This window comes from Mesorhizobium maamorense (assembly GCF_044998965.1).
In the GTDB taxonomy this organism is placed as follows: domain Bacteria; phylum Pseudomonadota; class Alphaproteobacteria; order Rhizobiales; family Rhizobiaceae; genus Mesorhizobium.
This window is the reverse complement of record NZ_CP173356.1, coordinates 3,263,497-3,288,908: the sequence shown is the minus strand read 5'-3', so window position 1 is coordinate 3,288,908 and position 25,412 is coordinate 3,263,497. Positions and strand designations below refer to the sequence as shown.

Annotated in this window: 20 protein-coding genes and 1 pseudogene; 15 read left to right on the top strand and 6 right to left on the bottom strand. The window is 62.4% G+C overall.

Features of this window, described 5'->3' with window-relative positions; genetic code table 11:
• Nucleotide 1: 1 nt before the first annotated feature.
• The 8 genes from ACIU1A_RS16720 to ACIU1A_RS16685 all read left to right on the top strand — a co-directional run bounded on the left by ACIU1A_RS16720 (nucleotide 2) and on the right by ACIU1A_RS16685 (nucleotide 12,977).
• A complete protein-coding gene (locus tag ACIU1A_RS16720) occupies nucleotides 2–2,266 on the top strand; it encodes a xanthine dehydrogenase family protein molybdopterin-binding subunit (protein ID WP_404927807.1) in 2,265 nt (754 codons plus the stop codon).
• A complete protein-coding gene (locus ACIU1A_RS16715; protein ID WP_140521374.1) occupies nucleotides 2,266–2,511 on the top strand; it encodes a MoaD/ThiS family protein in 246 nt (81 codons plus the stop codon). Before ACIU1A_RS16720 ends, ACIU1A_RS16715 begins: the two co-directional genes overlap by 1 nt.
• Nucleotides 2,512–2,703: 192 nt before the next feature.
• Entirely contained in the window at nucleotides 2,704–3,111 is a 408-nt protein-coding gene (locus ACIU1A_RS16710) for a hypothetical protein (protein ID WP_140521375.1), read from the top strand.
• A gap of 356 nt (nucleotides 3,112–3,467) precedes the next feature.
• A complete protein-coding gene (locus tag ACIU1A_RS16705; protein WP_404927806.1) occupies nucleotides 3,468–9,866 on the top strand; it encodes a hypothetical protein in 6,399 nt (2,132 codons plus the stop codon).
• Nucleotides 9,826–10,536 (top strand): hypothetical protein, encoded by a 711-nt coding sequence (locus ACIU1A_RS16700; RefSeq protein ID WP_140521377.1) that lies wholly within the window; start codon nucleotides 9,826–9,828, stop codon nucleotides 10,534–10,536. Before ACIU1A_RS16705 ends, ACIU1A_RS16700 begins: the two co-directional genes overlap by 41 nt.
• A 489-nt stretch (nucleotides 10,537–11,025) precedes the next feature.
• Nucleotides 11,026–11,469: a hypothetical protein gene (locus ACIU1A_RS16695; RefSeq protein WP_404927805.1), complete on the top strand. Its 444-nt coding sequence runs from the start codon at nucleotides 11,026–11,028 to the stop codon at nucleotides 11,467–11,469.
• A 327-nt stretch (nucleotides 11,470–11,796) separates the two neighbouring features.
• Nucleotides 11,797–12,630, top strand: coding sequence for a methyltransferase domain-containing protein (locus ACIU1A_RS16690; RefSeq protein WP_404927804.1), 834 nt, complete (start codon nucleotides 11,797–11,799; stop codon nucleotides 12,628–12,630).
• 203 nt (nucleotides 12,631–12,833) lie between these two features.
• Nucleotides 12,834–12,977, top strand: coding sequence for a hypothetical protein (locus ACIU1A_RS16685; RefSeq protein WP_181168574.1), 144 nt, complete (start codon nucleotides 12,834–12,836; stop codon nucleotides 12,975–12,977).
• Nucleotides 12,978–12,986: 9 nt separating this feature from the next.
• Here ACIU1A_RS16685 and ACIU1A_RS16680 read toward each other — a convergent pair whose 3' ends face one another.
• The 3 genes from ACIU1A_RS16680 to ACIU1A_RS16670 all read right to left on the bottom strand — a co-directional run bounded on the left by ACIU1A_RS16680 (nucleotide 12,987) and on the right by ACIU1A_RS16670 (nucleotide 17,784).
• Complete coding sequence (locus ACIU1A_RS16680) at nucleotides 12,987–15,194, bottom strand: cation:proton antiporter (RefSeq protein WP_246675523.1); 2,208 nt, start codon at nucleotides 15,192–15,194, stop codon at nucleotides 12,987–12,989.
• Nucleotides 15,195–15,664: 470 nt separating this feature from the next.
• Complete coding sequence (locus tag ACIU1A_RS16675; protein WP_404927803.1) at nucleotides 15,665–16,939, bottom strand: DUF763 domain-containing protein; 1,275 nt, start codon at nucleotides 16,937–16,939, stop codon at nucleotides 15,665–15,667.
• A gap of 152 nt (nucleotides 16,940–17,091) precedes the next feature.
• A complete protein-coding gene (locus tag ACIU1A_RS16670; protein ID WP_140499219.1) occupies nucleotides 17,092–17,784 on the bottom strand; it encodes a DUF2270 domain-containing protein in 693 nt (230 codons plus the stop codon).
• A 228-nt stretch (nucleotides 17,785–18,012) separates the two neighbouring features.
• On the opposite strand from ACIU1A_RS16670, the gene ACIU1A_RS16665 reads away from it, so the two are divergent.
• The 7 genes and pseudogenes from ACIU1A_RS16665 to ACIU1A_RS16635 all read left to right on the top strand — a co-directional run bounded on the left by ACIU1A_RS16665 (nucleotide 18,013) and on the right by ACIU1A_RS16635 (nucleotide 21,313).
• Nucleotides 18,013–18,744 (top strand): gamma-glutamylcyclotransferase, encoded by a 732-nt coding sequence (locus ACIU1A_RS16665; protein ID WP_140516273.1) that lies wholly within the window; start codon nucleotides 18,013–18,015, stop codon nucleotides 18,742–18,744.
• A 130-nt stretch (nucleotides 18,745–18,874) separates the two neighbouring features.
• Nucleotides 18,875–19,198 carry an ArsR/SmtB family transcription factor gene (locus ACIU1A_RS16660; RefSeq protein ID WP_404927802.1) on the top strand — a complete coding sequence of 108 codons (324 nt, stop codon included), beginning with the start codon at nucleotides 18,875–18,877 and terminating at the stop codon, nucleotides 19,196–19,198.
• On the top strand, nucleotides 19,195–19,626 hold the full coding sequence (locus ACIU1A_RS16655) for an SRPBCC domain-containing protein (protein WP_404927801.1): 432 nt from the start codon (nucleotides 19,195–19,197) through the stop codon (nucleotides 19,624–19,626). Before ACIU1A_RS16660 ends, ACIU1A_RS16655 begins: the two co-directional genes overlap by 4 nt.
• 73 nt (nucleotides 19,627–19,699) lie before the next feature.
• The gene (locus ACIU1A_RS16650) at nucleotides 19,700–20,092 is read left to right on the top strand and encodes a VOC family protein (RefSeq protein WP_404927800.1); all 393 of its coding nucleotides are present in this window, start codon (nucleotides 19,700–19,702) and stop codon (nucleotides 20,090–20,092) included.
• A gap of 34 nt (nucleotides 20,093–20,126) precedes the next feature.
• Entirely contained in the window at nucleotides 20,127–20,351 is a 225-nt protein-coding gene (locus ACIU1A_RS16645; protein WP_140499210.1) for a hypothetical protein, read from the top strand.
• 11 nt (nucleotides 20,352–20,362) lie between these two features.
• Nucleotides 20,363–20,815: pseudogene (locus ACIU1A_RS16640) on the top strand (DUF1801 domain-containing protein); the annotation flags it as partial.
• A 99-nt stretch (nucleotides 20,816–20,914) separates the two neighbouring features.
• Nucleotides 20,915–21,313: a DUF1801 domain-containing protein gene (locus ACIU1A_RS16635; RefSeq protein ID WP_140499206.1), complete on the top strand. Its 399-nt coding sequence runs from the start codon at nucleotides 20,915–20,917 to the stop codon at nucleotides 21,311–21,313.
• A 74-nt stretch (nucleotides 21,314–21,387) separates the two neighbouring features.
• Here the strand turns inward: ACIU1A_RS16635 and ACIU1A_RS16630 are convergent, their stop codons facing one another.
• From ACIU1A_RS16630 to ACIU1A_RS16620, 3 genes are read right to left on the bottom strand one after another with little or no spacing between them, the layout of a single operon-like run.
• A complete protein-coding gene (locus ACIU1A_RS16630) occupies nucleotides 21,388–23,370 on the bottom strand; it encodes a glycoside hydrolase family 127 protein (protein ID WP_404927799.1) in 1,983 nt (660 codons plus the stop codon).
• Nucleotides 23,371–23,391: 21 nt separating this feature from the next.
• Nucleotides 23,392–24,249, bottom strand: a complete 858-nt coding sequence (locus tag ACIU1A_RS16625; protein WP_140521386.1) for a carbohydrate ABC transporter permease — start codon at nucleotides 24,247–24,249, stop codon at nucleotides 23,392–23,394.
• Nucleotides 24,249–25,175 carry a carbohydrate ABC transporter permease gene (locus tag ACIU1A_RS16620; protein WP_140630509.1) on the bottom strand — a complete coding sequence of 309 codons (927 nt, stop codon included), beginning with the start codon at nucleotides 25,173–25,175 and terminating at the stop codon, nucleotides 24,249–24,251. The genes ACIU1A_RS16625 and ACIU1A_RS16620 overlap by 1 nt, the downstream gene beginning before the upstream one ends.
• Nucleotides 25,176–25,412: the final 237 nt, after the last annotated feature.

The following is a 25,412-nucleotide window of genomic DNA, read 5'->3' as shown; positions in this document are numbered from 1 at the left end:
CATGAATTTCGATCCGCGTTTTTCCAATCGCAATTTCGCTTCGGTCGGCACGCGTCCCATCCGTCCCGACGGCGTCGACAAGGTGACCGGCCGCGCCCGCTACGGCGCCGACTTCAACATGGCCGGCCAGTTGGTCGGGCGCGTGCTGCGCAGCCCGCACGCCCACGCCAAAATCAGGAAGATCGACACTTCGAAGGCGGAAAAGCTCGCCGGCGTGAAGGCGGTGATCACCGCCGCCGACCTGCCCGACCTCACCGACGGCGATGCCGCCATGTACGACATCCTCGACAATTGCATGGCGCGCACCAAGGCGCTCTATGACGGCCATGCGGTGGCCGCGGTCGCCGCGATCGACGCCCGCACCGCCAGGCAGGCGCTGAAGCTGATCGAGGTCGACTACGAGGTGCTGCCGCATGTCACCGATGTCGACGAGGCGATGCAGCACCACGCGCCGCTGATCAACGACGCCGTCTTCACCGAGGGGCTGGAGGAAAAGCCGGTCAAGCCGTCCAACGTCACCAAGCGCAGCCAGTTCGGCCATGGCGACGTGCATCAGGGCTTTGGGCAGGCCGACTTCATCGTCGAGCGTTCCTTCAAGACCGAGCAGACGCACCAGGGCTATATCGAGCCGCATGCCTGCGTGGCCAATGTCAGCTCCGACGGCACGGCGGACCTGTGGGTCTGCACGCAGGGCCATTTCGTCTACCGCCAGCATTGCGCCCAGTTGCTGGGCATGGAAGCCTCGAAGCTGCGCGTCACCTCCTCCGAGATCGGCGGCGGCTTCGGCGGCAAGACCCATGTCTGGGCCGAGCCGGTGGCGCTTGCCCTGTCGCGCAAGGCCGGCCGCCCGGTGAAGCTGGTGATGACGCGCGACGAGGTGTTCCGCGCCTCGGGCCCGACCAGCGCCACCTCGATCGACGTCAAGATCGGCGCCCGCAAGGACGGCACGATCACGGCCGCGGAAGCGACCTTGCGCTACACCAGCGGCCCCTATGCCGGCACCTGGGCCGAGATCGGCGCCATGACGGCGTTCGCCTGCTACAGGCTGGAGAACGTCAGGACCGTCGGCTACGAAGTGCTGGTCAACCGGCCGAAGACCGCGGCCTATCGCGCTCCGTCGGCGCCGATGGCGGCCTTCGCAGTGGAAAGCGCCGTCGACGAGCTCGCCAAGGAGCTCGGCATGGACCCGGTCGATTTCCGCATCAGGAACGCCGCGCAGGAAGGCACGCGCTCGTCCTACGGCCCGGTCTACGGCCCGATCGGCATCGGCCCGACGCTGGAGGCGGTGAAGAACCATGCCCACATGAAGGCGCCGCTCGGCCCGAACCAGGGCCGCGGCATGGCCTGCGGCTTCTGGTTCAACTTCGGCGGCCAGACCTGCACCGACCTCAACATCGGCATGGACGGCTCGGTCTCGCTTGCCGTCGGAACAGTCGACGTCGGCGGTTCGCGCGCGTCGCTGTCGCTGGTGGCGGCGGAGGAGCTCGGCATCGATTATTCGCAGGTCAAGGCCGTCGTCGCCGACACGTCCAGCCTCGGCTACAACGACATGACCGACGGCAGCCGCGGCACCTTCTCCTCCTCCATGGCGACCATCTCGGCCGCCCGCAACGCCATCAAGATCCTGCGCGAGCGCGCCGCGCAGATGTGGGACATTTCGGTCGACGACGTGGTCTGGGAACAGGGCCACGCGGTGGCCAAGGGCGAGAAGCACGGCAATCTCGGCAAGCTGTCGCTGAAGGAGATCGCCGCGCAATCCGGCAAGACGGGCGGGCCGATCGCCGGCCATAGCGAGCTCGTCGCCGACGGCGCCGGCGTCTCCTTCGCCACCCATATCTGCGACATCGAGGTCGATCCCGAGACCGGCTCGACCAGGGTGATCCGCTACACGGTGGTGCAGGATGCCGGCAAGGCGGTGCACCCGACCTATGTCGAGGGCCAGTACCAGGGCGGTGCCGCGCAAGGCATCGGCTGGGCGCTCAACGAGGAGTATATATACGGCAAGGACGGGCGGCTGCAGAACGCCGGCTTCCTCGACTACCGCATCCCGGTGTGCTCCGACCTGCCGATGATCGACACGCAGATCCTGGAAATTCCCAACCCCAACCACCCCTATGGCGTGCGCGGCGTCGGCGAGACCTCGATCGTGCCGCCGCTGGCGGCGATCGCCAATGCCGTGTCGAACGCCGCCGGCGTGCGCATGACGCACATCCCGATGTCGCCGCCGCGCATCCTGGCGGCGATCGAGGCGGAACGGGAAGGCTGATGGTGCAAGTGACGCTCTGGGGGGCGCTTGCCGCGACCGCCGGAGGCCAGAGCAAGGTCGAGGTCGAGGCCAAGGACATAAGGGAACTGTTCAGGAAACTGGCTGAACAGTATCCCGGGCTTGAACCGCTGATAGATCGGGGGATCGCGGTTGCGATCGATGGGGTGATTTATCGCGATACGTGGGGGAAGAAGCTGCCGGAAGGGGCGGAGATTTTTCTGCTGCCGCGCTTGGCTGGGGGGTGAGGGGGATAGGTATCGCTTGGCCGAAGGTGCGAACGTCTTGTTAGGGGCCGGTTGCGGACTGGCCGCTTTTGGCCTCCTGAGCGCCAACCCGGACGATCGTCGCCGAGTGACGAGCGAAGATGCCTGTGTCAGTATGACCGTATGGAGATAGAAGACATCCAAGCCCGCTTCGAGAAGGCTGTCGAGTTGTTCATGAACGACCAAAGCCAGTTGCTCGAACTTAATGCTAATGAGCGCGCCATCGGGGCGACGCTCGCCCATTTGTTTGTGCGAGAGATGTTTCCTGACCATCGTGTCGATGCCGAGTACAACCGTGTCGGCCTTGATGGTAGTGCCAAGCGCCTAAATCTTCCGATGGAATGCGGCGGCGAGAACGCGCGCGTGTTTCCGGACATCGTCGTGCATCGGCGCGGCGACAATCAAGAGAACATTCTTGCAGTCGAAATCAAGTTGACCACAAACAGGCAGCCACGCCGCTGCGATCTCATAAAGCTTGAGGCCTTCCGTGAGCAGCTTCAATATCGGGTTGGCGTTTTTCTCGAACTGCCTGCGGGCAAGGACTTTGGACAAAAGGATGCCAGCATGCAGTGGTTCACCTAGCGCACCCGTTCTTGAAGTGGTCGATTGGGTGCTTGATCGTTCGAACCGCAGCTACATCCTAGTTCATTCGGAGGTCGACCTCCTCCGTGGGCTTTGAACTAGGACGGACACACATGAGAAAAATCCGTCACATCCCATTTGCTCTCAGGTCTATCCGCCTCCCAAGCCCATGGGGCCGGAGCGGTGTGTCAGTTCAAGAATGGAAGACGCGGGACGCCGTCCAGTCCATCGTTACGGTATCCAACTAGGCATAGTCCATCAGGCTGCGAGTTCACTTGGTCAATTCGACGACTAACATAGATTACCGCGGGGCGCGGGGCTCTAACGCAGGGGACCAATTCCACGAGCTTTGGGCTTTGCTGCAAATTCTTGAACTGTTAAAGCCGGGAACCAGCCTTACCGCAGTTGGCGTTGAGGGAGTGAAGGCGGACACGCCGGCTGGCACCGATGGCCCGACATGGGACGGCGTTGATGTCGCTTTGTATTATGGAGCTGCGTCGCTCGAAGACGCCGACCGGGTTGAATTCGCTCAGCTAAAATATTCCTCGGCGAATCCTGAGACTCCGTGGACCGTAGCCCGGATGACTTACAACACCGCGAAAAAGGGAAACAACTCTCCACTGCGTAAGTTGGCAGACGCCTTCAAGGGTGGACGAGCCCGTATGAAAACCGGAACGGCGATGAGAATCCGCTTCGTTAGCAATCAGGCGATTGCTGACGACCTCGGTACGGCGCTGGCGGCACGATGGACAGGCGATCTCGCTACGGCGGGGCTGCCGGAGATTGTTGTTGCAAACCTGCGCGATTTACAAAGCGCTAGCGGCTTGAACCAATCAGAGTTTGCCGAATTCGTCGCCTGCCTCGATGTCACTGAATGCGGCGTTGGTTCGCGCTTCAAGCTTCAGGAGAACATTGTCAGCGTTGTCGCAGAACATCTTGGCGACGATGTTTCCTCGGAAGCCCGCGATCTTCAGATGCGTGTCCGCGAGCTGATGTTGCCGGAACGCGCGAATGAGGTGGTCACAGGAAAGAATGTCCTCCTGTGGTTCGGTTTTTCTGCTCGTGATGGACTGTTTCCATCGGAACCCGATATCCGTCTTCCCGCCAATCCCATTAAACGCGCTGCCGCCCATACCGTGCTGAATCAGTTGAACAATGGATCACGCGTCGTCTTGGTCCACGGTGTTGGCGGCTGCGGGAAAACCACACTCATGCGGCAGGTTCAGGATGGACTTCCGTCAGGATCCGTTTCTGTGAACTTTGATTGCTTTGGCGGCGGCCGGTACATCTATGCGGACGACAAACGTCATCTGCCGGAAAAAGCCTTCTTGCAACTAACCAACGAGATTGCATTAGCTCTGCAATTGCCGCTTTTTATCCCTCGCGACCTGAAGTATCCGGCCCATATCGGGCTATTCCTGTCAAAACTTAGAACTGCGGCGAAAGCGCTAGAACAACTCGACCCCAATGCGTTCCTCGTCATCATCATAGACGCGGCCGATAACCCCGTGGCAGCGGCCAGTGCCGCAAACCCGCAGGAACGTTCGTTTGTCCACGATCTCGCCAACGCCAATCTTGCGGAGCTTCCGGACAATATTCGCTTCATTCTTTCAGCACGCACGGCACGCAAGGACACGCTCCTGCTGCCGTCTGATATCATCGAAGTCGAGTGCCCTTTATTCGACCTATCGGAGACGAAGCAAAACCTAGAGACTGTGGTGTCAAACCCCTCCGATACCTATGCTGAACAGTTCCATGCGCTTTCACACCAGAATCCCCGCGTGCAGGCATACGCGATTTCTGCGTCGAGCTCGGATCGTTCCAAGCTTCTGGACGTCCTACGCCCTGGTGGAAAAACGCTGCCCGACGTTCTCAGATTGACGTTTGACTCAGCGTTAAAGAAGCTCGGGCAGTCCGCGATATTTGACCGGCTGCTGGCGGCGCTCGCGTTCCTTCCTGCCCCAGCCAATGTCGGCGCCATAGCTCGCGTCGCAGGTTCACAAGATGGCATCGTTCGCGATTGGGCGGGTGACCTCTTACCGGGCCTCAGGCTCGATGACGGAGCGATCTCTATCGCGGATGAGGACTTCGAAGCATACATAAGAGAGACATCGTCTAAGGACAGAATCCCCACTCTCGCACGCATTGCGGATGATTTCCTGTCGAACTTCGCAACCGACGCCTATGCCTCCCTGCACGTAGCTGATGCGCTTGGCGCCGCTGATCGGGCAAACCAGCTTCTTACGGTTGTCGAACGCGACCCGCAGGTAGGCGCTATCGGTGATGCCGTTTTGAAACGCCAGGTTCAGGTGCGGCGGCTATGGCTCGCGCTGCGGGCGTCTCGGCATGCCGGTACCGTAGTTGATGCGCTGAAAACCATTCTCATTAGCGCCGAGGCCGAGAAGGACGACAGCACGCTCACCGACTTGCTCGAAAAGGAACTGGACTTGTCCGTCGAGTTCAGCGGGGCCTCTCTGCGACGGACCATATTGCTGGAGCGTGATCGTATTGCCGAGCACGGCACTTTTCTCGCCTATGACGCGGCAAGAGCCGGCCGCGCGGATGACGGCATAACAACCAGGGAACAACTCCATTTTTACGATGCATGGCTCCAGGAACGCCGGAATGTTCCGGAGGACAAAATCAAGGACTGGGAGATTGAAGATCGAGAAATTGCCGCGCGGACGGAAGCAATCCTTTACCTTGGAGGGCCGGAGCAAGCGTTTCTCAATCTGATGCGGTGGTCACCACGCAGCGTGCCTCTTCGCGTCGCTTTCATCCTCATTCCCCAACTTATCGCCACGGGCAAGTCGAGCGTCCTGCGCGACTTGCTGAATCAAAACCTCGTTCCTAGGCCATGGGACTTGGTCGTTTGGACGGCTCTTGCGAGCGCGGGTGAGAGCGTTGACGCCAAGGCCATCGAACAGTCATTGAAACGTGTCCGGCGCAGACTCGTACCGGACCCTGGAGAATTCTTGAGTTCGTATGGTGAAGAAGGCTGGCAAAAGAGCCTGCTGGATTCGCTCATCGTTTCATGTGAGCTCGCATACCGCCTCAATGTAGATACGACGGTACTTCTCGGAACATTGAACGAAATTATGAAATGCGTGGAGGGCAAGCCGCGTCATTTATATAGCCACGATTTCTACCGCATCGATGCGCTATATCGCTGCTGGTTGTTGCGCACCGAACTTCGCGGTGACGCATCGGACATCAAAGAGTTTTCAAGCTACGTTAAGTCGTTGGAGCCACCACCACCGCCGGAAGACAAACCCAAAAGGGGTTCGAAGAAAGCGACACCCCATTCGCCGCGAGACGATCAAAGGGATCGCCGCCTTCAGATCATCCTGCACACATTGTTTCCTGTGTATGCAGCTCGTCTTGCCGTATTGATTGCTAGCCGAAATGCGCAGTCCATATCTCCATCGCTTCTTGAACCGCTAGGTTCAATCGGCTCTTCGGCATGGGAGTTCGACCAGGACCACGACAGTATCTATCTGCGCGCTGTCGCCGCTCGCGCTGTTATGAGCCTGCTAATCGTTCCCCGGCTTACGGCCGTCGAGCTTGAGGCAAGGGCTAGCGGCCTGCTGCGTGGCAAATACGGCGATTGGCTCGCCGTACGCCGAGCCAAGCTCTGGGAGCAGATGCGGGTACGCCCAGCGGAGGCGAATGCTCTCATCGAGCTGATCGCCAAAGCTTCGGCAGAGGTGCGCGATGCGCGGGCTTCCGCTTCCGACAAATTGGAAACGATGGTCCGCCTGGCACGGCTAGCGCTGCCCGTCAGCCGGTCCGATTCCGAAGCCCTGTTCAACGATGCCGTCGGCATCGCGAAGGAGATCGACCACGAGGCGATCGATCAAATCGAGTTTGCCGAGGCGGCAGCCCAAGCGGCTAGCTTCGAGGACCCGCAGGAAGGCCGCCGTATTGCCGGCAATTTGTTCACGTTCGTCTCCGGGGCTTACGAACGGCTGTCCAGTCGAGATTTCAATTGGAATGCAGCTGTTGAGGCTTTGGTCGCTACCGACCTGCCTTGCGCGCTTGCTGCCGTTTCGCGATGGGCGGATGAGGGGGCGGTGCAAATAGAGATCACTTTAGAGACGCTGATACCTCTCGAGCTAAAAAGGGAACTGATCGGCGCCCGAGAGGCGGCAGCGCTGGCCCTTGTCATGGAATCCGCTGATGCGACGATCTGCCGGGAAGTAGCGGTCCACGCGGCCGGTTCCGATCCTGAGGTGGTTGAGGAGGTCGCCAAAGACGCGCTGCTGCTCGCTTCCCAGTCGGGACGCGTCAGTAATTCTAGTGCCATCCTTGAACAACTCCCAGCATCTGCGCACCGGTCGTCCTGGACAGCGCGGCTTCAACGGACCGTTGAATTCCACAAACTGCTTGGAAACCGAGAACAGCCCGCGCGAGTGGCTGGCCGTGGCCGCCCGGCCCGCTCGAAAATAGCCGACGAACTCGCCAAGGAATTTGTGTTTGAACCGACCGGACCGTTTGCTAACGCGGAAGCGATTGAGACGGTTCTCAAGGAGGCTACCGCGTCGGGGTTGCGCCACACTGATCGTGTGCTGCTCGAGAAGATGATGGATGCGTCGTCGGATGTGAAGCACCGGGTTCCATTTCTCAAAGCGATTGTTTCCATCTCGGATGAGGCGATTTGGAGGGGGACCAGAGAGGAGGCTCTCTTCGCAGCCATCAAACGATGGAAAGGCACGCCAGGCGTAGATCGATGGTGCCGTGACGAGCTTCCCGCTGTTGTCGTCAGGTGGTTTGGCAGCCTCGCGCGCTGGATCAAGCAAGGCCAATCGACGCTAGGAGAAATGCTGCAACTGACCGGCCTTGATGCCAGCGGCAAGCTGAGCTTGATCCTCTCAGGAGTAGCTGAAGATGGCGATGCTTTAGGAAGCCGTTCCCTCTTTGGCGTCGCTGAGTTGATTTGCGAGAACATCGGGCCCCATGACCTCGGCCTTATCTTGAGTTGGTACAGCGACCGGATGCTCGCCCGAATCCCAGCGGCACAACGCCAAAGCTTCCCGCTTCAAAACGTCCCGTTGCGGACGGCAGAGGCGATCGGCCGATTTGTCGTTGCGCTCATGAGCGACATCGACACGCGCATCCGTTGGCGTGCCGCTCATTGCTTCCGGAGGCTCGCGAGATTTAAATGTCAGGACGCTGTCAGTGCGACGATCTCGCAAATGGACCGCGCTGACGACCCGGCATTCCGCGATCCCACCGCGCCCTTTTTCTTTCTCGGTGCGCGCTTGTGGCTTGCGCTCGCGATGTATCGAGTCAGCGCAGAAAGCCCCTCAGCGCTTGCGCCGTTCAAAGATGTCATTCTGAGCCTTGCGACCTCACGGGTTCTGCCACACGTGGGGATCCGCGAATATGCCAAACGCACGCTCATTCAACTGGCTTCGTCGGGCGACATCGGCTTGGATGCCGCCGAGAAACTAGCGCTTGATAGCGTCAACCTTCCTCTCAAAGGCGAGACTGGCAAAGAAAGAAAATTGGGCGCATCATTTGACAAATATAGCCGGGATGAAAAGCGGCGGTTCAGGTTCGATGGCCTGGACACCTTGCGATACTGGTACGAAGACATTTTGCGTATCTTTCCGACCGTCTTTCCGGACCAGGTTCTGAAGATCGCGGAGCGATGGATCGTTGACAAATGGGGGGCGGATCCCGAGGCAACCCGGTGGGACAAGGAGTCGAGAAAGGGCCGTTACAACGAGCGACGTTTCGGTCTCTGGAGCACCAGCCACGGTTCGCTGCCCACCATTGAGCGATACGGAAGCCATCTTGAATGGCATGCCATGCACTGTACGATCGGCGAACTCTTGGAGACTCATCCGGTCGCAAAAGGCGAGATGTACTATGATCGCTTCGACTACTGGCTAAGCCGTTCTCTCCCAACATCGCCGCCCGAGTGGTTGTCCGACCACCGCACTACAACTCCGCTGGAAGCGCAATTCTGGCGCGAAGACCCGCGAACTGACCAAGGTTGGCTCTCAAATGCGGGACGGGATGATGTTCTGAAGGAAATCGGGCTCTTAAAGTCCTCCCGGCCCGGATGGATCGTTGTCAAAGGCTACTGCACCGCGCATTTTCCCAAACGGGAAGCCAATACCGCCATTCATACCGCGCTGGTTTCATCCAAACCTGCCTTGTCGCTGGTCCGGGCGCTTCAAACGGTGAGCAACCACTATGATTTCCGTATTCCCGATGAGGGTGACGATGATGAAATCAACGAGCCCCTCTACAAGCTGACCGGCTGGCTCGCCCATTTTCAGGGAGATACCCGCTTCGATGACCGCGATCCTTCTCGTTATGAGGTCGGTCGAATCCAAGCCGGCCCGGGCCAAGCGCTGGTCAATTCATTCGAATTGGTGCAGCAAACGGATGGTGAGGTAGTTTGGGTTTGTAAAAAATCGGGCGAGGCTGCTTTAATATACGAAGCATGGTGCGATGAGCCGTCTCGCGAAGACGATTACCCTCGCCAAACCAAATCGGACGGTTGGCGGCTTTGGGCACGGACGGGTATAGTTCAATCGTTCTTAATGGAAAAGAAAATGGACTTGGTCTGCGAAGTGCGGATCGATCGCAGACTTAGGAATGAATACCGGAGCTCTTACGACTCGGATGAAAAAAAGAAAACTCATGACAAAATCCTCCTCCTCGCAGGGGACGGCTCCATCCGCGACTACAGAGGACACTTTGGCGTTTGGCAAACGTCTCGTCGCCGAGTACGGGCTTGACTCCAGCGTAGATACCCTTGGTCGGTGGCTGGTTCATCATATCGCCGAGCTTATCCGAGACGCTGAAGATGGAGCCGCTGCAGATGTCAGCGATCGCCGGGCCGCTGCTGTGGCCGCAATCTTGAAGTTTTGGGAGCACCGCCGGTCGATGGATAGAATCGATCCGCTCCGCGAGCTCAAACCTATGCTCAGCGTCATAAGAACGTTGAATCCCGATGAAAATAGATGGGGCGGGTACAGAGGAAACGGAAGCACCGCGCTTTGGGACCTCTATTCCGCTGTGCGGCAGATCATCATCTTCCGTCTGCTGGATAAAGCGCCTGCCACCCAGGTTGAACAAAGCAAGTTTCTTTCAGACGAGGAGGCTGAAATAGTCGGCGCATTGAATATTTGGCTTGCCGAGTATCAAAAGGAAAGGTTGAAGGCGAAACCTAAACGGCGGTCGCGAAAGCGCCAAGCAGAGGCCAATGATTTTGACCCCAAGACTTACGTGCTTTCAGAGATCGAAGATGCCCGACAGGCGCTCGACGCTCTGGAACGGGAGGTGAGTGGCCTCCCTCCCATCCCTAAACCCAATCCGTACGAACTCCTGATAAATGAAGGGCTCCCGCAAATCCGGATAGTCACGGTACCACCTAACGAGGACGAAGACGACAACTCGGAATTATAGTCTGGCCGGGCAGAGCGCTCCTTCGCATAGAGGCGAGAGAAACAGAACGCGCATGACACGCATCATGATCGAATCTGTTCTCGATATCTGAGATGAAGACCCGAGCGGCTATTCTGTTGGCCTCGGCTCGAACGTACGCTTCCGGCTACAGGCAAGATTTGGTTGAACGTCCGATTTGCGGCGCAAAGCAGCCGTTCAGGATTTGACCTGCTACGCTCTCAACGTGGGCCCCGTATTCACCTCCAGCGCCTCTTCCGCCTGATGCGGGCCGACCGGCTCGCACAGTTGCCCAGGCGCACGCGGAAGCGTTCGCCTATGCGCAGGCGCAGCCATTCGACCTGCTTGCCGCTCGGTCTGCCTGACATAGTAGATATGGGCGTGATAGTTGGCGATCTCCGAAGTGACTGAAATGGCCGTGTTCTCGCTCAATTGGAATCGACCTGACGGCAGACCTGTGCTCTAACTACCAGACCTTGGGAGGGGAGCACAATGTATCGGGGTGTCATTTTGACTGCCGCGCTAGCACTTGCTGGCTGCGCAACTACTTCCGAAATGCCGCTGGCTCCGAACGTGGTACGGTTGGATACTCACGCAAGCGGCGCCTTTTTTACCGGGTCTGCAGGTGCGATCACGTTGAAGAAAGCAGCCGAGGCGACACTGTCTCGCGGCTATACACACTTTCGTTTTGACCAAGCCTCGACTGCCAGCGGTTCTCGGTTTGTCGGTATGTCCAGCAATACATTTGGGAATGCAAATGCAACAATCATGGGCAATACGGCTTACGGTACTTATAGCGGAACAACCATCAACACGCCCATGTATGCTCCGACGGCTGATATCGGTGTCACTGTAATAATGTTCCATGCCGATGAATCCGGCGCCCAAGGCGCGTTTGATGCCGCTGAAGTCCTCAAGAAAGGTGGACGGGTGTGACGGGGGCGATCGAAGACTCCAACAAGAGGCGGGACAAGAAGCAGCGGGCCACACTCCGTCCTGGGTGAGCCTAGGTGTTGGTGCGGGTTGCCGGTCCAGACTGCGGATCGCTTCTAGCGCAACGCGTACAACGCAACGCCGCATTCAGACGTCTGCTTCTGGGTAAGTGCAATCAACGTCCTTGCGGCCCACTTGCGGCGCATCCTGTCCATCCAACCTTCAACTGACGAGGGCAATCACCGGCGCTAATTCACTCAGCTTCGTAGCCATTGCGTGATGCCGCTCGGTGCGCTTCTATCCGTGGCGCGCCATTGGGGGGGAAATCATTTGTCTGCCAGGAACCAAACGTCGACCGGCCACGAAGCGAGCGAGGCCGGGTGGCTCGATCTTCATTTTGAATCGTCGCGGCCTGAATATGAGGCGGCCTTGCTCGATGTCGGCATCCGCCCGGGCTGGCGCGTGCTCGATGCCGGCTGCGGCAGCGGCGGCTTCCTGCCGCTCATCGCCCGGGCCGTCGGCCCCTCCGGCTTCATCGCGGCGCTCGACCTCGCGCCCGAAAACATTGCCCGGGTCGAGGCGCTCGCGGGCACGCTGTCCGAGCCACCGGACATTGCCACGCATGTCGGCAGCATCCTGTCGCTGCCATTCGCCGACGCATCGTTCGATTGCGTCTGGTCCGGCAATGTCATGCAGTATCTGACACCGGCCGAGTTCGAGCTTGCCGTCGGCGAGGCCAGGCGCGTCTTGAAGCCGGGCGGCATCTTCGCGGTCAAGGATTTCGATTCGACCATCCTGCAGATCCTGCCCATGGACCGGGCGCTGCTGGCGCGCTTCATGGCAGCCAGGCTGCAGGGATTTCGCGACCGGGGCGTGCTCGGCACCGATTGCGGTTCGACGCTTCCGGCGCGCCTGCGCCAGGCGGGCCTGCAGGTCATCAGCCGCAAGGGCTGGCTTGTCGAGCGCTGGGCGCCCGCGCCTCGCTTCACGCGTGACTATGTTCGCGACCTGCTGGCCTATTTTGCCAGCGTCGCACCGGGTTACGCCCTGCCTGACGCCGACCAGGTCTATTGGCGGGACCTGAAGGAGCGGCCGGATAGCCTGCTCGACGATCCGGACTTCTGCTACCGCGAATTCTTCGTCATGACGGTCTGTCGGATTTAGCGCTCCGCCGCGACGGCGGAAGCCTCGGGGCGGGTGCGCGAGCCGCAGGCAAACCCGGTTCCGAGATCGAGGCTGAACCAAGCCGCATTCGCCAACCCTCCGCTCAAATGGCCGGCTTTCGAGCGAATTTCTTCGCGAACCGTTAATTCGGCCGTGCTGTTAATAAGCATCTGCTAATGAACTGGTTCGCGCGGGGGTACGCAATGACCAAGAATCTCGGCAATGCACGCTATGTGCCGCCAAAGGAACAGCAAGGCTCGGCCCTCGGCAAGGTCGCGCCGGCCTTGTTTCCGCTGGCCGTGGTGGCGCTGGGCTATGTGATCGGCAGGCAGTTCTTCGGCCTATAGGCTCGGCCATCAGGCACCGGTTTCGGCCGCGGCTTCGGGCCTTGCTTCGGCGCGGATGCGGTCGCTTGCCACGAGCACGACCGGGCAGGGGACGGCGGCCAGCACCGCCATGGCGGTGTCGCCGAAGAACAGTTCCTCGCCCGGCCGCTGCGTGACGCCCATCACCACCATCGCCGCCCCCTTGGCCACTTCCCTGGCGATCGCCTTGTCGGGGGTGGCGCGGGCGCGGATGGCGGTGTCGACGGCGACGCCGTAGCGGTCGGCGAGGTCGACGACGTCCTTGAGCACCGCCTCCTCGCGACGATGCGAAACGGTGCCTTGCCGGGCGCCTTTGCGCGCCTGCGAGACATAGAGCACCTTGACCCGCGCCCGGTGCGGCCTTGCCAGCGCCAGGGCGAAATCGGCGGCGCGGCGCGACACTTCCGTGCCGTTGACGGGCACCAGGATGGTGGTTCCGGCGCGCAGCACCGGCATCTTGCCCCCGGCGCCGGCACCGTTCAGCACCAGGCAGAGCGGACCGTCGAAGCCGCTGGTCATGTCGTTCAGCGCTTCGGTGAACGATCCCTTCTCGGTCAACATGGCCTCGAGCCCGACCAGCAGCAGGCCATAGCCCTTGCGCGCCTCCTCGGCGATCGTCCGCGCGGTCGCTTCGCGTTCGCTGCGGGCGGTGAGATGCACCTTCTCGACCGGCGTGTCCTCGGCCTTGCTGACCGCTTTGGCGCTTCTGGCGGCGCCCTTCTTGACCTCCTTCAAGGCACGCTCCGGGCCCTTGTCGCGGGCCGGGCCGGCAAGCCTGCCGTCCTTGAGGTGGAGAAGCGTGGTCGGCATGCCGCTGCCGCCGCCGACCAGGCCTGCGAGATAGGCGGTGAACTTGCCGACGGGGCTGTCGTCGACCAGCAGCAGCAGCCGCTCCAGCTTGGAGACGAAGCCGCGCTCGTCGAGCAGCTCGCGGTCGACGCGCTGCTTCTCGGCGTCTTCGACGGGCAGCCGGCCGAGCGCCCAGCGCAGCATGGGCGGCATGGCGAGGGTGGTGATGACAGCCATGGTGACGATCATGGTGAACAGATTGTGGGACAGGATGTTCATCGACAGGCCGATCGAGGCGACGATCACTTCGGTCGAGCCGCGCGCGTTCATGGCGCTGCCGACGGCGGTCGCCTCCTTCAGCGTCATGCCGGCGAAGCGGCCGCCGATGAAGGCGCCTCCGAACTTGCCGATGCTGGCGATGAGCACCAGCGCCAGCGTCAGCAGCGCCAGCGTCGGGTCGGCGAGCACGGTGAGGTCGGCCGAAAGCCCGGCCATGCCGAAGAAGATCGGCATGAAGAGCGCCGTGATGACGCCGCGCAACTGGCTCTCGATGTGGCTGGACAGGATCGGCGATTCGCCGACCAATATGCCGGCGACGAAGGCGCCGAGCACGGTATGGACGCCGATCAGGTTGGTGATCAGCGCCATCACGCCCATGATGATCAGGATGACCGATATGACGGCATATTCGCTGCGGAAACTATCGTTGCTCCAGCGGATCAGCGTAAACACCAGCCGGCGGCCGATGGTGAAGGAGAACACCATGAACAGCGCCACTTCGGCCACCGTGACCACCAGCGGCACGATTTGGAGGCTGCCGTTGGTGGCGATGCCGAAGGTGACGGCGATGATCAGCCAGCCGATCGTGTCCTCGATGATGGCCGAGGAGATGATGACCTGGCCGAGATTGCGGCGCATGAAGTTCATCTCGCGCACCACCATGGCGACGATCTTGACCGAGGAGATCGACAGGGCCGTGCCCAGGAAAAGCCCGGCGACGACGCGCTCGCCGGGGTCGGGCAGCAGCGTGCCGGGCAGGAACTGCGCCAGCGCGAAACCGCAGGCAAAGGGCACGACGACGCCGGTGACCGAGATCGAAAAACACGCCGCGCCCACCCGGCGCACCAGGCGCAGGTCCGTCTCCATGCCGGTGAGCAGCAGGAGCAGCAGGACGCCGAGCTGGGAGACCGCCTCGATCATGCTCTTCTGCGCGGGGTCGGTCGAGAAGATCAGCTGCTGCGCGCCGGGCCAGAGCCAGCCGAACAGCGAAGGCCCCAGCAGGATGCCGCCGATCAGCTGGCCCATGATCGCCGGCTGGCCGTAGCGCTGGAAGATTTCGCCCAGGCCACGGCCGACCAGAAGCAGAAGCACGATCTCGGCGACGAAAACGCCCTCCGCCGAGCCGCCCATGCCCGCTGCGTGGCTGCTTGCCTGGGCGGCCCAGGCCGGGCCTGCTAAGGCAAGGACGGCGGAAGGGATGAGAATGGCAGGAAGAAATCTCGTTTGCGGCCAGTGCCTAGTCATCCAACCCCTCAACGCGGATCAAGTCCGCTGCGCATAAACGTGCAATGCCGCGCAAGGTTGCGGCGGGTCGGGCCAATCTGTTCGGGCCAATCTGTTGGGGTAAGTGCCGACATAAAAGACAGCCCTCTTCTCCCCGTCTCTATACGGGGAGAAGGTGCCGGCAGGCGGATGAGGGGCAGCGCCGACATGGGAGAAATACAGGATCCAGATGCTATTTGCCGAAAGCTTGGCGCCGCCCCTCATTGTCCTGCCGGACATTTCTCCCCGTATAGTGACGGGGAGAAAGGCCCATACCGGCTGGACGCCGCCCGCGGATTGCTTCGCCAATTGTCGGCGTAGCGGCCGCGATCGGCGATCTAGCCCGACTTCTTGGCGCCGCCCGGCAAAGCACCCTCAGGCGGCGGCTCCGGGCCGAAGACGCTGCGGCCGCCGAGCAGATGCGACTGGTCGAACTCGCCGGCGACGATCTCCTTCAGGCTCGGACCGGTGACGTAGCGCTCCAGTCGCCGCGCCTGGCCGTCGAGCCGCTGCAAGGCGGCAAGCTCCTCCTCGCGGCCGAGCTTGGCCTTGGCGACCGCCGACTTCATGACGGCGATGGTTTCGTCATAGACCTTCAGCGGCACCGGAAAGGGATGCCGGTCCTTGCCGCCATGCGCCAGCGAGAAGCGCGCCGGGTCGGAAAAGCGGCACGGCGCGCCATGCACCACCTCCGCCACCATCGCCAGCGCCCGCACCGTACGGGCGCCGACGCCCGGCACCAGCAGCAATTCGGGAAAGTCCGTCGGGCCGCTCTCGATGGCGGCGGAGATGTTGCCGTGCAACCGGCGCATGACGATGTCGCTTTCGCGCACGTCATGATGCGCCGGCATGACCAGATTGGGCAGCATCGGCTGTGCATTGTCGCGCTTTGCTTCAGTCGCCGCAGGCTCGATGGCGGCGAATTCGTGCACGATCCGGTCGGGACCGAGCTGGCGCAGAAGATCGAGCTGGCCGCTGCGCGAGGCCTCGGCGCGATGGTCGGTGAGGTTGACGATCTCGCCCTGCCGCTCGCCCTCGATGGCCGCGTGCGGCTGGTCGACGAAACTCTTCAGCCCTTCCGACAGCCAGTGGTAACGGCGCGCCTGCCTTCTGTCGCCGTTCATGCCTTGCTGGACGACCACCCAGCGGCTGTCGTCAGTGACGATGAAGCCATGCAGATAGAGGTCGAAACCGTCCTGAACGGCGGCGCTGTCGACCTTGGCGACCAGGCGGCTGGCGGTGGCAAGGGCCGCGCCGTCGAAGCCGACACGTTCGCCGATCATCTCCAGCTCGTGCGGCGTCTTGCGCGAATGAGCGCCACGACCGCCGCAGACATGAATGCCGAGCTCGCCCGACAGCGGCGTCAGCCCGCGCTTCAGCGCGCCAATGACGCTGGTGGTGATGCCGGACGAATGCCAGTCCATGCCCATCACCGCACCGAAGGACTGGAACCAGAAGGGATGCGCCAGCCGGCGCAGCAGCTCGTCGCGGCCATAATGGTGGATGATCGCCTGGCACAGCACCGCGCCGAGCCGCGTCATGCGGTCGCCCAGCCATTTCGGGACCCGTCCGCCATGCAGCGGCAGGTCGGCGCTGCCGCTTCGCTGCGTCACTTGTTTCGATGCTCCGTGGCCGACCCCCCAGAGGCCGGCTCTCTCCCTCTAGATGGCATCCATGCGGCTATTTTCCAAGCCGGCACACAGGCGCTCATTCGCGGTTTGATTCAGGATGGCGCCTCACCCGGTTGTTCGCAAAGAATCGCGGACTAGACATGCACGTCTCCGAAGGAGAGTTCGCCGTTGTCGTCGGGCGTCAGTAAGGCGACGGCCAGCAGGCCGGCAAAGAGGATGGCGACCAGCGTGACGATGACCAGGCCGGGCACGGGACCCAGGGCGGCGGCGCTGACGGCCTCGCGCAATGTGCCGACGAAACCCACCGGCGCGGCCCGATCGAGCAGGCTCGGCGTCGACAGTTTGAGGATCCAGGCGAGCAGCAGGATCAGCATCATATGGATGTAGTTGCGGCGCAAACGGCGCGCCAGCGCCACCCGCTGCGAGACCAGGAATTTCGGCGTGCGCAGGCTTTCGCCGACGATCAGCAGCCAGTCCGAGGCGAAGTCCGGCTGCGGCGAGAATATCTGCGCGAAATAGTGGCGCTCGAACTGGCGCACGCGGGCGCGGTAGACATCGAAGAAGCGGTAGCGCCGCGCCTCGATCCACAGCAACAGCAGCACCAGCAGCATGGCGAACAACAGCACACCGTGATGGGCACTGGCCGTCGACAGCGACACCGACAGCATCGCGGCCACGACGGTGATCGCCCAGTTGCTGGTCCTGTCGATACGGTCGCGCCATCCCGCCATGCGCGCAATCTCGGCGCGATGGAAATGCGACATCACGGTGACCATTTCGCTGGGCGAAAGCGTCCTGCCGATGGGCGTTGCCGGCGCATCGTTCATAGTTCCCTCCCAACCCAATGAAACGCGTCGAACGCGATCTCGTTCCGCCGGCGGCGGATGGCGCCGACCCAGGCGGACTTTCGGCCACTTCTGTCGCGACGGCGGTGCGCCGAGGCTTTTCAAACGCTTGGGCAGGTCCGCTCAGCTTCTGAGTCAGCGTCCGAGTGGCCCTGGCTCTTGAGAATCCCTTTGCCTTGGGCAACATGGCGGCAAGGCTGGAGTACGAAGATGAACAGTCCGATATCCGCCGCACGTTCACAGTCCACGTCGCGAACCGCGGCGATGGCGCTGACGGAGGCGCTGGTCGCCCGCACCTTGCGCGCGGTCGAGGATGCCGGGCCGACGCCGGGTATGGTCTACATGACCGATGCCGACTATGCGCGTTTCAGCGACGAAATCCTGGCCGATGCGCCGGCCGGGCCGTTGAAACTGTTCGCCTATGGCTCGCTGCTGTGGAAGCCGGCGGGCGAGGTAAGGGGCGGTGAGCGCGCGGTGGCGACCGGCTGGCACCGCTCCTTCTGCTTCACCGTGCAGCGGTTTCGCGGCACGATCGAGCAGCCCGGCCTGATGATGGCGCTCGACCGTGGTGGCCAATGCCAGGGCATGGTGTTCGAGATCGCGGAGCCGGTTGCCGACAATCTCGAGGCGCTGCTGCGCCGCGAGATGACCATCCTGCCCGCCGTCAACGTGCCGCGCTGGCTGCGGGTCAGGACCGAGGGCGGCATGTGCCGCGCGCTCGGCTTCGTCGTCGATCCCGCCAATGCGCGCTATGTCGGCAGGCTGGACAAACGGGCGATCGCGGCGACGCTGGCCCGGGCCGCTGGCCATTGGGGCTCGGGCGCGCAATATCTGTTCGAGACCATCCGCCACCTCGACGCCTGCGGCATTCGCGATCGCAACCTGTGGCAGTTGCAGGCGCTGGTGGCCGAGGAGATCAACCGCGTCCACGCCACGGTTTAGCGATCGGCGTTTCCAGCGCAACGCGACCCGGAAGTTTCCGGACGCCTTCCCGCCACTCCAAATCTTCCGCTTGACGAATACATATCCCGACGGTTATACGTCGATCAATAGCCAACGGGTTATCGATTAAATGCCGGATGCTCATAATGCGCTCTTCAGGACGCTCGCCGACCCGACACGGCGCGCCATCTTCGAACGGCTGTGCCGCCAGGGAGAGCAGACGGTGGGAGCGCTGACGATCCAGTCGGGGGTCTCGCAGCCGGCCGTGTCGAAGCATCTGGGCGTGCTGAAGCAGGCCGGGCTGGTGCGCGACCGCCATGAAGGCCGCCAGACGCATTACAGCGCGCAGCTCGGCGCGCTGGCGCCGCTGATGGACTGGACGCGTGAGATGGCCGGGTTCTGGGAAAGCCGGTTCGACGATCTCGAGGATCTGCTCAAAAGGATGGACCAGTGAACGACACTGCCGCCGACACCCGCACTGTCGTCGTCGAGCGGCAGATTTCGCATCCGCCGGAAAAACTCTGGCGCGCACTGACGCAACCGCATCTGATTGAGGAGTGGCTGATGAAGAACGATTTAAATCCGGTCGTGGGCCATCGCTTCAAGCTCAGCACCGCCTGGGGCGGCGTGCTGGATTGCGAGGTGCTTGCCGTCGAGCCGCACAAGACGCTGTCCTACACCTGGAACCTCGCGCACCAGGACCCGGCCTTCGATCTCAGGAGCGTGGTGACCTTCATCCTCACCCCGACGGCTGCCGGAACACATCTGCGCATGGAGCAGTCCGGTTTCCGGCCCGAGCAGAGGCGGGCCTATGGCGGCGCCAAGATGGGATGGCCGAAATTCCTGGAGAAGCTGGAAGAGCTCCTGGCACGGACGGACTGAAATCCGCCAGCCGGGGTTCATGGCAAGGCTGTTCGAAGGCGGCCGCCGCAACAAAACCTATGGAGGACATGCGATGAAGATCAAATTGACCCGCGTCTATGTGGACGACCAGGAGAAGGCACTTGCCTTCTACACCGACGTGCTGGGCTTCACCAAGAAGGCCGATTTCAGCAACGGTCCGTTTCGCTGGCTGACAGTGGCCTCGCCGGACGAGCCTGAGGGAACCGAGCTGCAGCTTGCGCTGAACGACAACCCCGCGGCCAAGGCCTACCAGCAGGCCTTGTTCAAGCAGGGCCAGCCGGCGCTGATGCTCTTCACCGACGACATCAAGGCCGATCACGAGCGCATCAAGGCGCGGGGCGGGGCCTTCGTCATGGCGCCGACCGAGGTGACCGGTTCCACCATTGCGCAGCTCAACGACAGCTGCGGCAACCTCATCCAGATCACGCAGCTGGCGCGCTGGTAAGCGGCGTTTCGTTCATTTTTCAAGAGGAGGTAGCATGGATTGGAACAAATGGGTCCGGCAAACGCATCGCTGGCTATCGATCATCTTCACGGGGACTGTCCTCGCCAACTTCGTCGCCATGGGCTTGGGGCAGCCGCCTGCCTGGGTGGTCTATTCGCCGCTGCTGCCGCTTTTCCTGCTGCTGTTCAGCGGCCTCTACATGTTCGTGCTGCCATACGCTGCCAAGCGGCTTAACGGGCGGCAGCGCGCGAGCCAGTAAGGACGGGATGGATGGCGAAGACGCAGGGACAATCAGCCAAAGGCGCCGCCAGACCTGCAACCGCCGGTCCGGTCCTGCTTTCTGGCGGCAATCCGCACATCGCCAAGGGCGAAGGCAACGCGCCCGTCCAGGCCTATATCGCGGCCATGCCGGGCTGGAAGAGCGAGGTCGGGGGCCGCCTCGACGCGCTCATCGAGCGTGCCGTGCCTGATGTGCGCAAGGCCGTCAAATGGAACTCGCCCTTCTATGGCGTGGAAGGCGAGGGATGGTTCCTCAGCTTTCATTGCTTCACGAAATACATAAAGGTGGCCTTCTTTCGCGGCATGTCGCTGGACCCGGTGCCGCCTGGCCAGTCCAAAAGCAAGGACACGCGTTACCTTGACATTCATGAGGACGACCAGTTCGACGAGGCCCAGTTCACCGAGTGGGTGAAGCAGGCGAGCCGACTGCCCGGCGAACGGATGTGGGATTTGCGCGCCGGGCCCGGATTTGCCGCGCGCAACAGAGCGCCTATGATCGGGCGGACGGGCGGTGACCGCCCTCAAGGCTGAAGGAGAACGGACATGACGAAGAGCGGGTCGCCAGAAGGCAGGTCTCCTTCGCAGCTCATAGACGGCAGGATCGAGGAACTCGGCGACTGGCGGGGCGAGATGCTGAGCCGGCTGCGCGGCCTGATCCGGCAAGCCGACCCCGAGATCGTCGAGGAGTGGAAATGGCGCGGGGTCCCGGTGTGGGAGCATGCCGGAATGATCTGCACCGGCGAGACCTACAAGAACGTCGTCAAGCTGACCTTTGCCAAGGGTGCGGCGCTGCCCGATCCGTCGCGCCTGTTCAACTCCAGCCTGGAAGGAAACACCAGGCGCGCCATCGATTTCCAAGAGGGCGAGGAGGTCGACGAGGAAGCGTTCAAGGCGCTTATCCACGCCGCCGTCGCTCTGAACAAGTCAAAGGCCCGGCGATAGGGTCCGTGTGACTGGCACCGAAGAACGCGGCGGGCAGAACGAAGCCTGTCGCGCTCCTTCGCGCCCTTCTGGCCTCATCCGTCCCTCAGCCACACCAGCATCTCGCCGGGCTCGCGGTTGTCCCAGGCGAAATAGGGAATGGCGGTCAGCCGCGTCTGTCTGGCAGAGGGCGGATCGGTGCGGTAAAGCCCGTTTTGCCAGCCCTCATCGGTATCGGCCAGCGCTGTGGTCGAAAGCGCCACCACGCCGCCCAGCAGGTCCGGCTCGTCATGCGCCTCGATGCTTGCGGTGCGCGGCAATGCGATGCGGTGCAGGCTGCCGTCATTGTCGGTCGCCTCGACGCAGTAGATCAGCGGGCCGCGCGAGAGCGCCACGCGGCCGGCGTCCTGGCGCACCTGCGGGTTGGCGTAGAGCCGTTCGATCGGCATTTCGAGATCGAGGCGGACGCTATCGCCCTTCTTCCATGTGCGCCGGATCGCCGCGTAGCCATCGCTGGTGACGTCCTCGAGCTTCACCGTCTCGCCATTGACCTTGAGCGCCGCGCCGGCGCTCCATGCCGGCACGCGCAGATGCAGGGTGAACGCGACCGGCGCCTGCGGCTCGATGGTGATGGCGACCGCCCCGTCCCAGGGGTAGCGGCTCGCCTGCGTCAGCGTGACCGGCACGCCCGCTATGTCGAAACGAGCAGTGGAATCGCCATAGAGATGGACGGCAAGCGCGTCGTCCGCCAGGCTGTAGAAATAGCTGCCGATGGAGGCCACCATGCGCCCGATATTGGGTGGGCAGCACGGGCAGCGGTGCCATTTCCATCTGTTGTGCCGGCCCCGGCTTTCCAGCGGGTTTTCGTAGAAGAACAGCGAGCCGTCGAGCGACAGGCCCGAGATCGAGCCGTTGTAGAGCGCCCGCTCCATGATATCGGCGTAGCGGGCGTTCGGCCCCATGCCGAGCATGCGGCTGGCCCAGAACACCAGGCCGACAGCGGCACAGGTCTCGGCGTAGGCGCTCTCATTGGGCAGGTCGAAATCGCTGGTAAAGCCCTCATTGTGCGCCGACGGTCCGAGCCCGCCGGTGATGTAGAGGTTCTTGCTGGTGAGATCGTCCCACAGCCGGTCGAGCGCCACCCGCAAGCTGTCGTCGCCATATTCGGTGGCGATGTCGGCCATGCCGGAATAGAGATACATCGCCCTGACCGCATGACCGACGACCTTGTCCTGCTCGCGCACCGGAATGTGCGACTGGCTGTATTCATAGGTCTTGAAATGATAGGCCTTGGGATCGGTGCCGCGGGCGCGCGCCTCCTCGTCGAAATAATGCGGTTGCTGGCCGCGCTGGTCGATGAAGTATTTCGCCAGCTCCATGTATTTGTTCTCGCCAGTCACCCGCGCCAGCTTCACCAGCGCCAGCTCGATCTCCTCATGGCCGCAATAGCCCTTCTTCTTGCCCGGCTCGGGCCCGAGCACCGAGGCGATATGGTCGGCATAGCGGCACATGACGTCGAGCAGCTTGCGCTTGCCGGTCGCCTGGTAATAGGCGACGGCGCCCTCGATCAGGTGGCCGGCGCAATAGAGCTCGTGGCAATCGCGCAGATTGGTCCAGCGCAGGCCGGGCTGGATGCGCTGGTACCAGCTCGAGAGATAGCCGTCCGGCTGCTGCAGCTTTTCGTAGAGGTCGATGACGGCGTCGATCTTCTTCTCCAGCTCCGGGTTCTTGGCGCGGTAGAGCGAATAGGCCGCCGTCTCGATCGTCTTGCCCCAGTCGGAGTCCCAGAACATCTGCGTCGTCACCGTCGAGCCGGTGAAGCCGGGGGAAGCCGCCTCGTCGGGCGAAGGGGAATGGAACGGGATGACGACGCCGGGCGAGGGCCGGTCCGGATCGATCTGCTCCAGCATGCCCGCCTCGACGCAGCGGTCGTAGAGGATATCGGCGGTGCGCGCGGCGACGGCATCGGCACGGTCGCCCCAGAAGCCGTGCACGTCGACCTGCGGTACCGGTAGCGGCCGGAAGGCGAGTTTGGGCCTGGAGGCGCTGGCAGGCCTGGCGGAAGACGATGCGGTCATGAACTTACTCCATTCGATCGATCACTTGACGGCCCCGGCCATCAGGCCGCGGATGTAGAAGCGCTGCAAAGCCAGGAACAGGATCAGGCACGGCACCATCATCACGGTGACGCCCGCCTGCACCGCGCCCCAGTCGATGGCGCCGAAGCGGCCGGACTGGAGTGCGGTCATCATCACCGGCAGCGTGAACTTGGACTGGTCGGTCATCAGCACCAAAGCGGCGAGGAACTCGTTCCAGGCGCCGAGGAAGGCGAACAGCGCAATGGTGACGACGCCCGGCCAGACCAGCGGCAGCATCACCTTCAACAGCATGGTGGCGTTTCCGGCGCCGTCCATGCGTGCGGCCTCCTCGATCTCGCGCGGCACCGCGTCGAAGGCGTTGCGCATCATGAAGATCGAGAACGGCAGTTGCAGCGTCACATAGACGCCGACCAGCCCGGTCAGCGTGTTGTGCAGGCCAAGCTTGGTGAGCACCAGGAAGATCGGCGTCAGGATCGACTGGAACGGGATCATGATCGTCGACAGGATGAGGACGAAGAACAGGTCCTTGAGCGGAAATCGGAAACGCGAGAAACCGTAGCCGGCGAGCACGGAGACGACGACCGAGACCAGCACCGTCATGACAGAGACGTAGATGCTGTTCTGCGCCGAGACCCAGAGCCCGTCGCCGAAGGTGTTGAGCGTGGCGTAGTTCTCCAGCGAGAAGCCTGTCGTCGGCCAGGGCGGCAACGGCGGCTGGCGCGCCTCCTGCGCCGGCTTGAAGGCCGACAGCGCGGCCCACACGATCGGCGCCACGAACAACACCGAGGCGACGATGCCGGTGGAGTGCCTGACGACGCTGGCGGCGAGCTTGCCTTGAGCGGACATTGCCTGCGCCATCAGTCGACGCCCTCGGGCTTCCTCAGCAGCCAGAGCTGGACGAGGCTGAGCGCCACCAGGATCACCAGCAGCACCATGGAGAGCGCCGCGCCATATCCGAGCTTGAACGACACGAAGGACTGGTTGAAAATCCAGTACACCGCCGTCAGCGTCTGGTTGCGCGGGCCGCCGCGCAGGATGATGTAGAACTGGTCGAAGGCGAGGACCGAGCCGGCCACCGACAGGATCAGCGCCAGCGCCAGCGTGCGGCGCATCAGCGGCAAGGTGATGGCCCGGAACCTCGCGAACGGGCCGGCGCCGTCGATGACGGCGGCCTCCTGCAAATCCTGCGGGATCGATTGCAGGCCGGTCATCAGGATGATCATAGTGAAGCCGGCGACCTTCCACACCACCATGGCGATGATCGACCAGAAGGCCGGCTGGAAGGTGGCCAGAAGATTGAATTTCCTGTCGATCAGGCCGAGGTTGTAGGCGGCCGGGCTGAACAGGCCGGAATCGACGTTGAGCAGCCATGACCAGAGCAGGCTCGCCGAGGCGAAACCGACCACCGCCGGCATGAAGAAGGCGGTGCGGTAGAGATTGGTGAACGGGCGCGGCCGCTCGATGAAGATGGCAAGCGGGAAGGCGACGGCGAAGATCGCGATGGTGACGATCACCGTGTAATAGCCGGTGAATTTCAGCGCATTCCAGAACCTGGTGTCGCGCAGGATCGCGACGTAATTGTCGAGGCCGATGAAGGAGTGCACGCCCATCAGGGGCCAGTTGTGCAGCGACATCCACGCCGTCATGCCGAGCGGGATGACGAAGAACACCATGACCAGCGCCACGGCCGGCGCGACGTAGATGAGACCGATCCATTGCCGTCGCCCGGCGCCGACGAGTTTTCGGGCGCGGGGCGGGGCGGTGGTTGCTGTGATGGTGGTCATGGCTGGCCCGCTTTTCCTTCTCCCCTTGTGGGGTGAGCGGCCGGTTCGCCGGAGGCGAATTCATCGTGCCAGTGGCACGATGAAAAGCCGGCGAACACCGGGACGCTGCGAAGCAGCGGGGACCCGGCAGAGTGGATCGGCCACCACCCGGCCCTTCGCAGGCTCAGGGCGTTCGAAGCTCGAAAAGCCAAGCAGTTGGCTTTTCGTCCGCTGCGCGGACCGCTTCTCACCCCACAA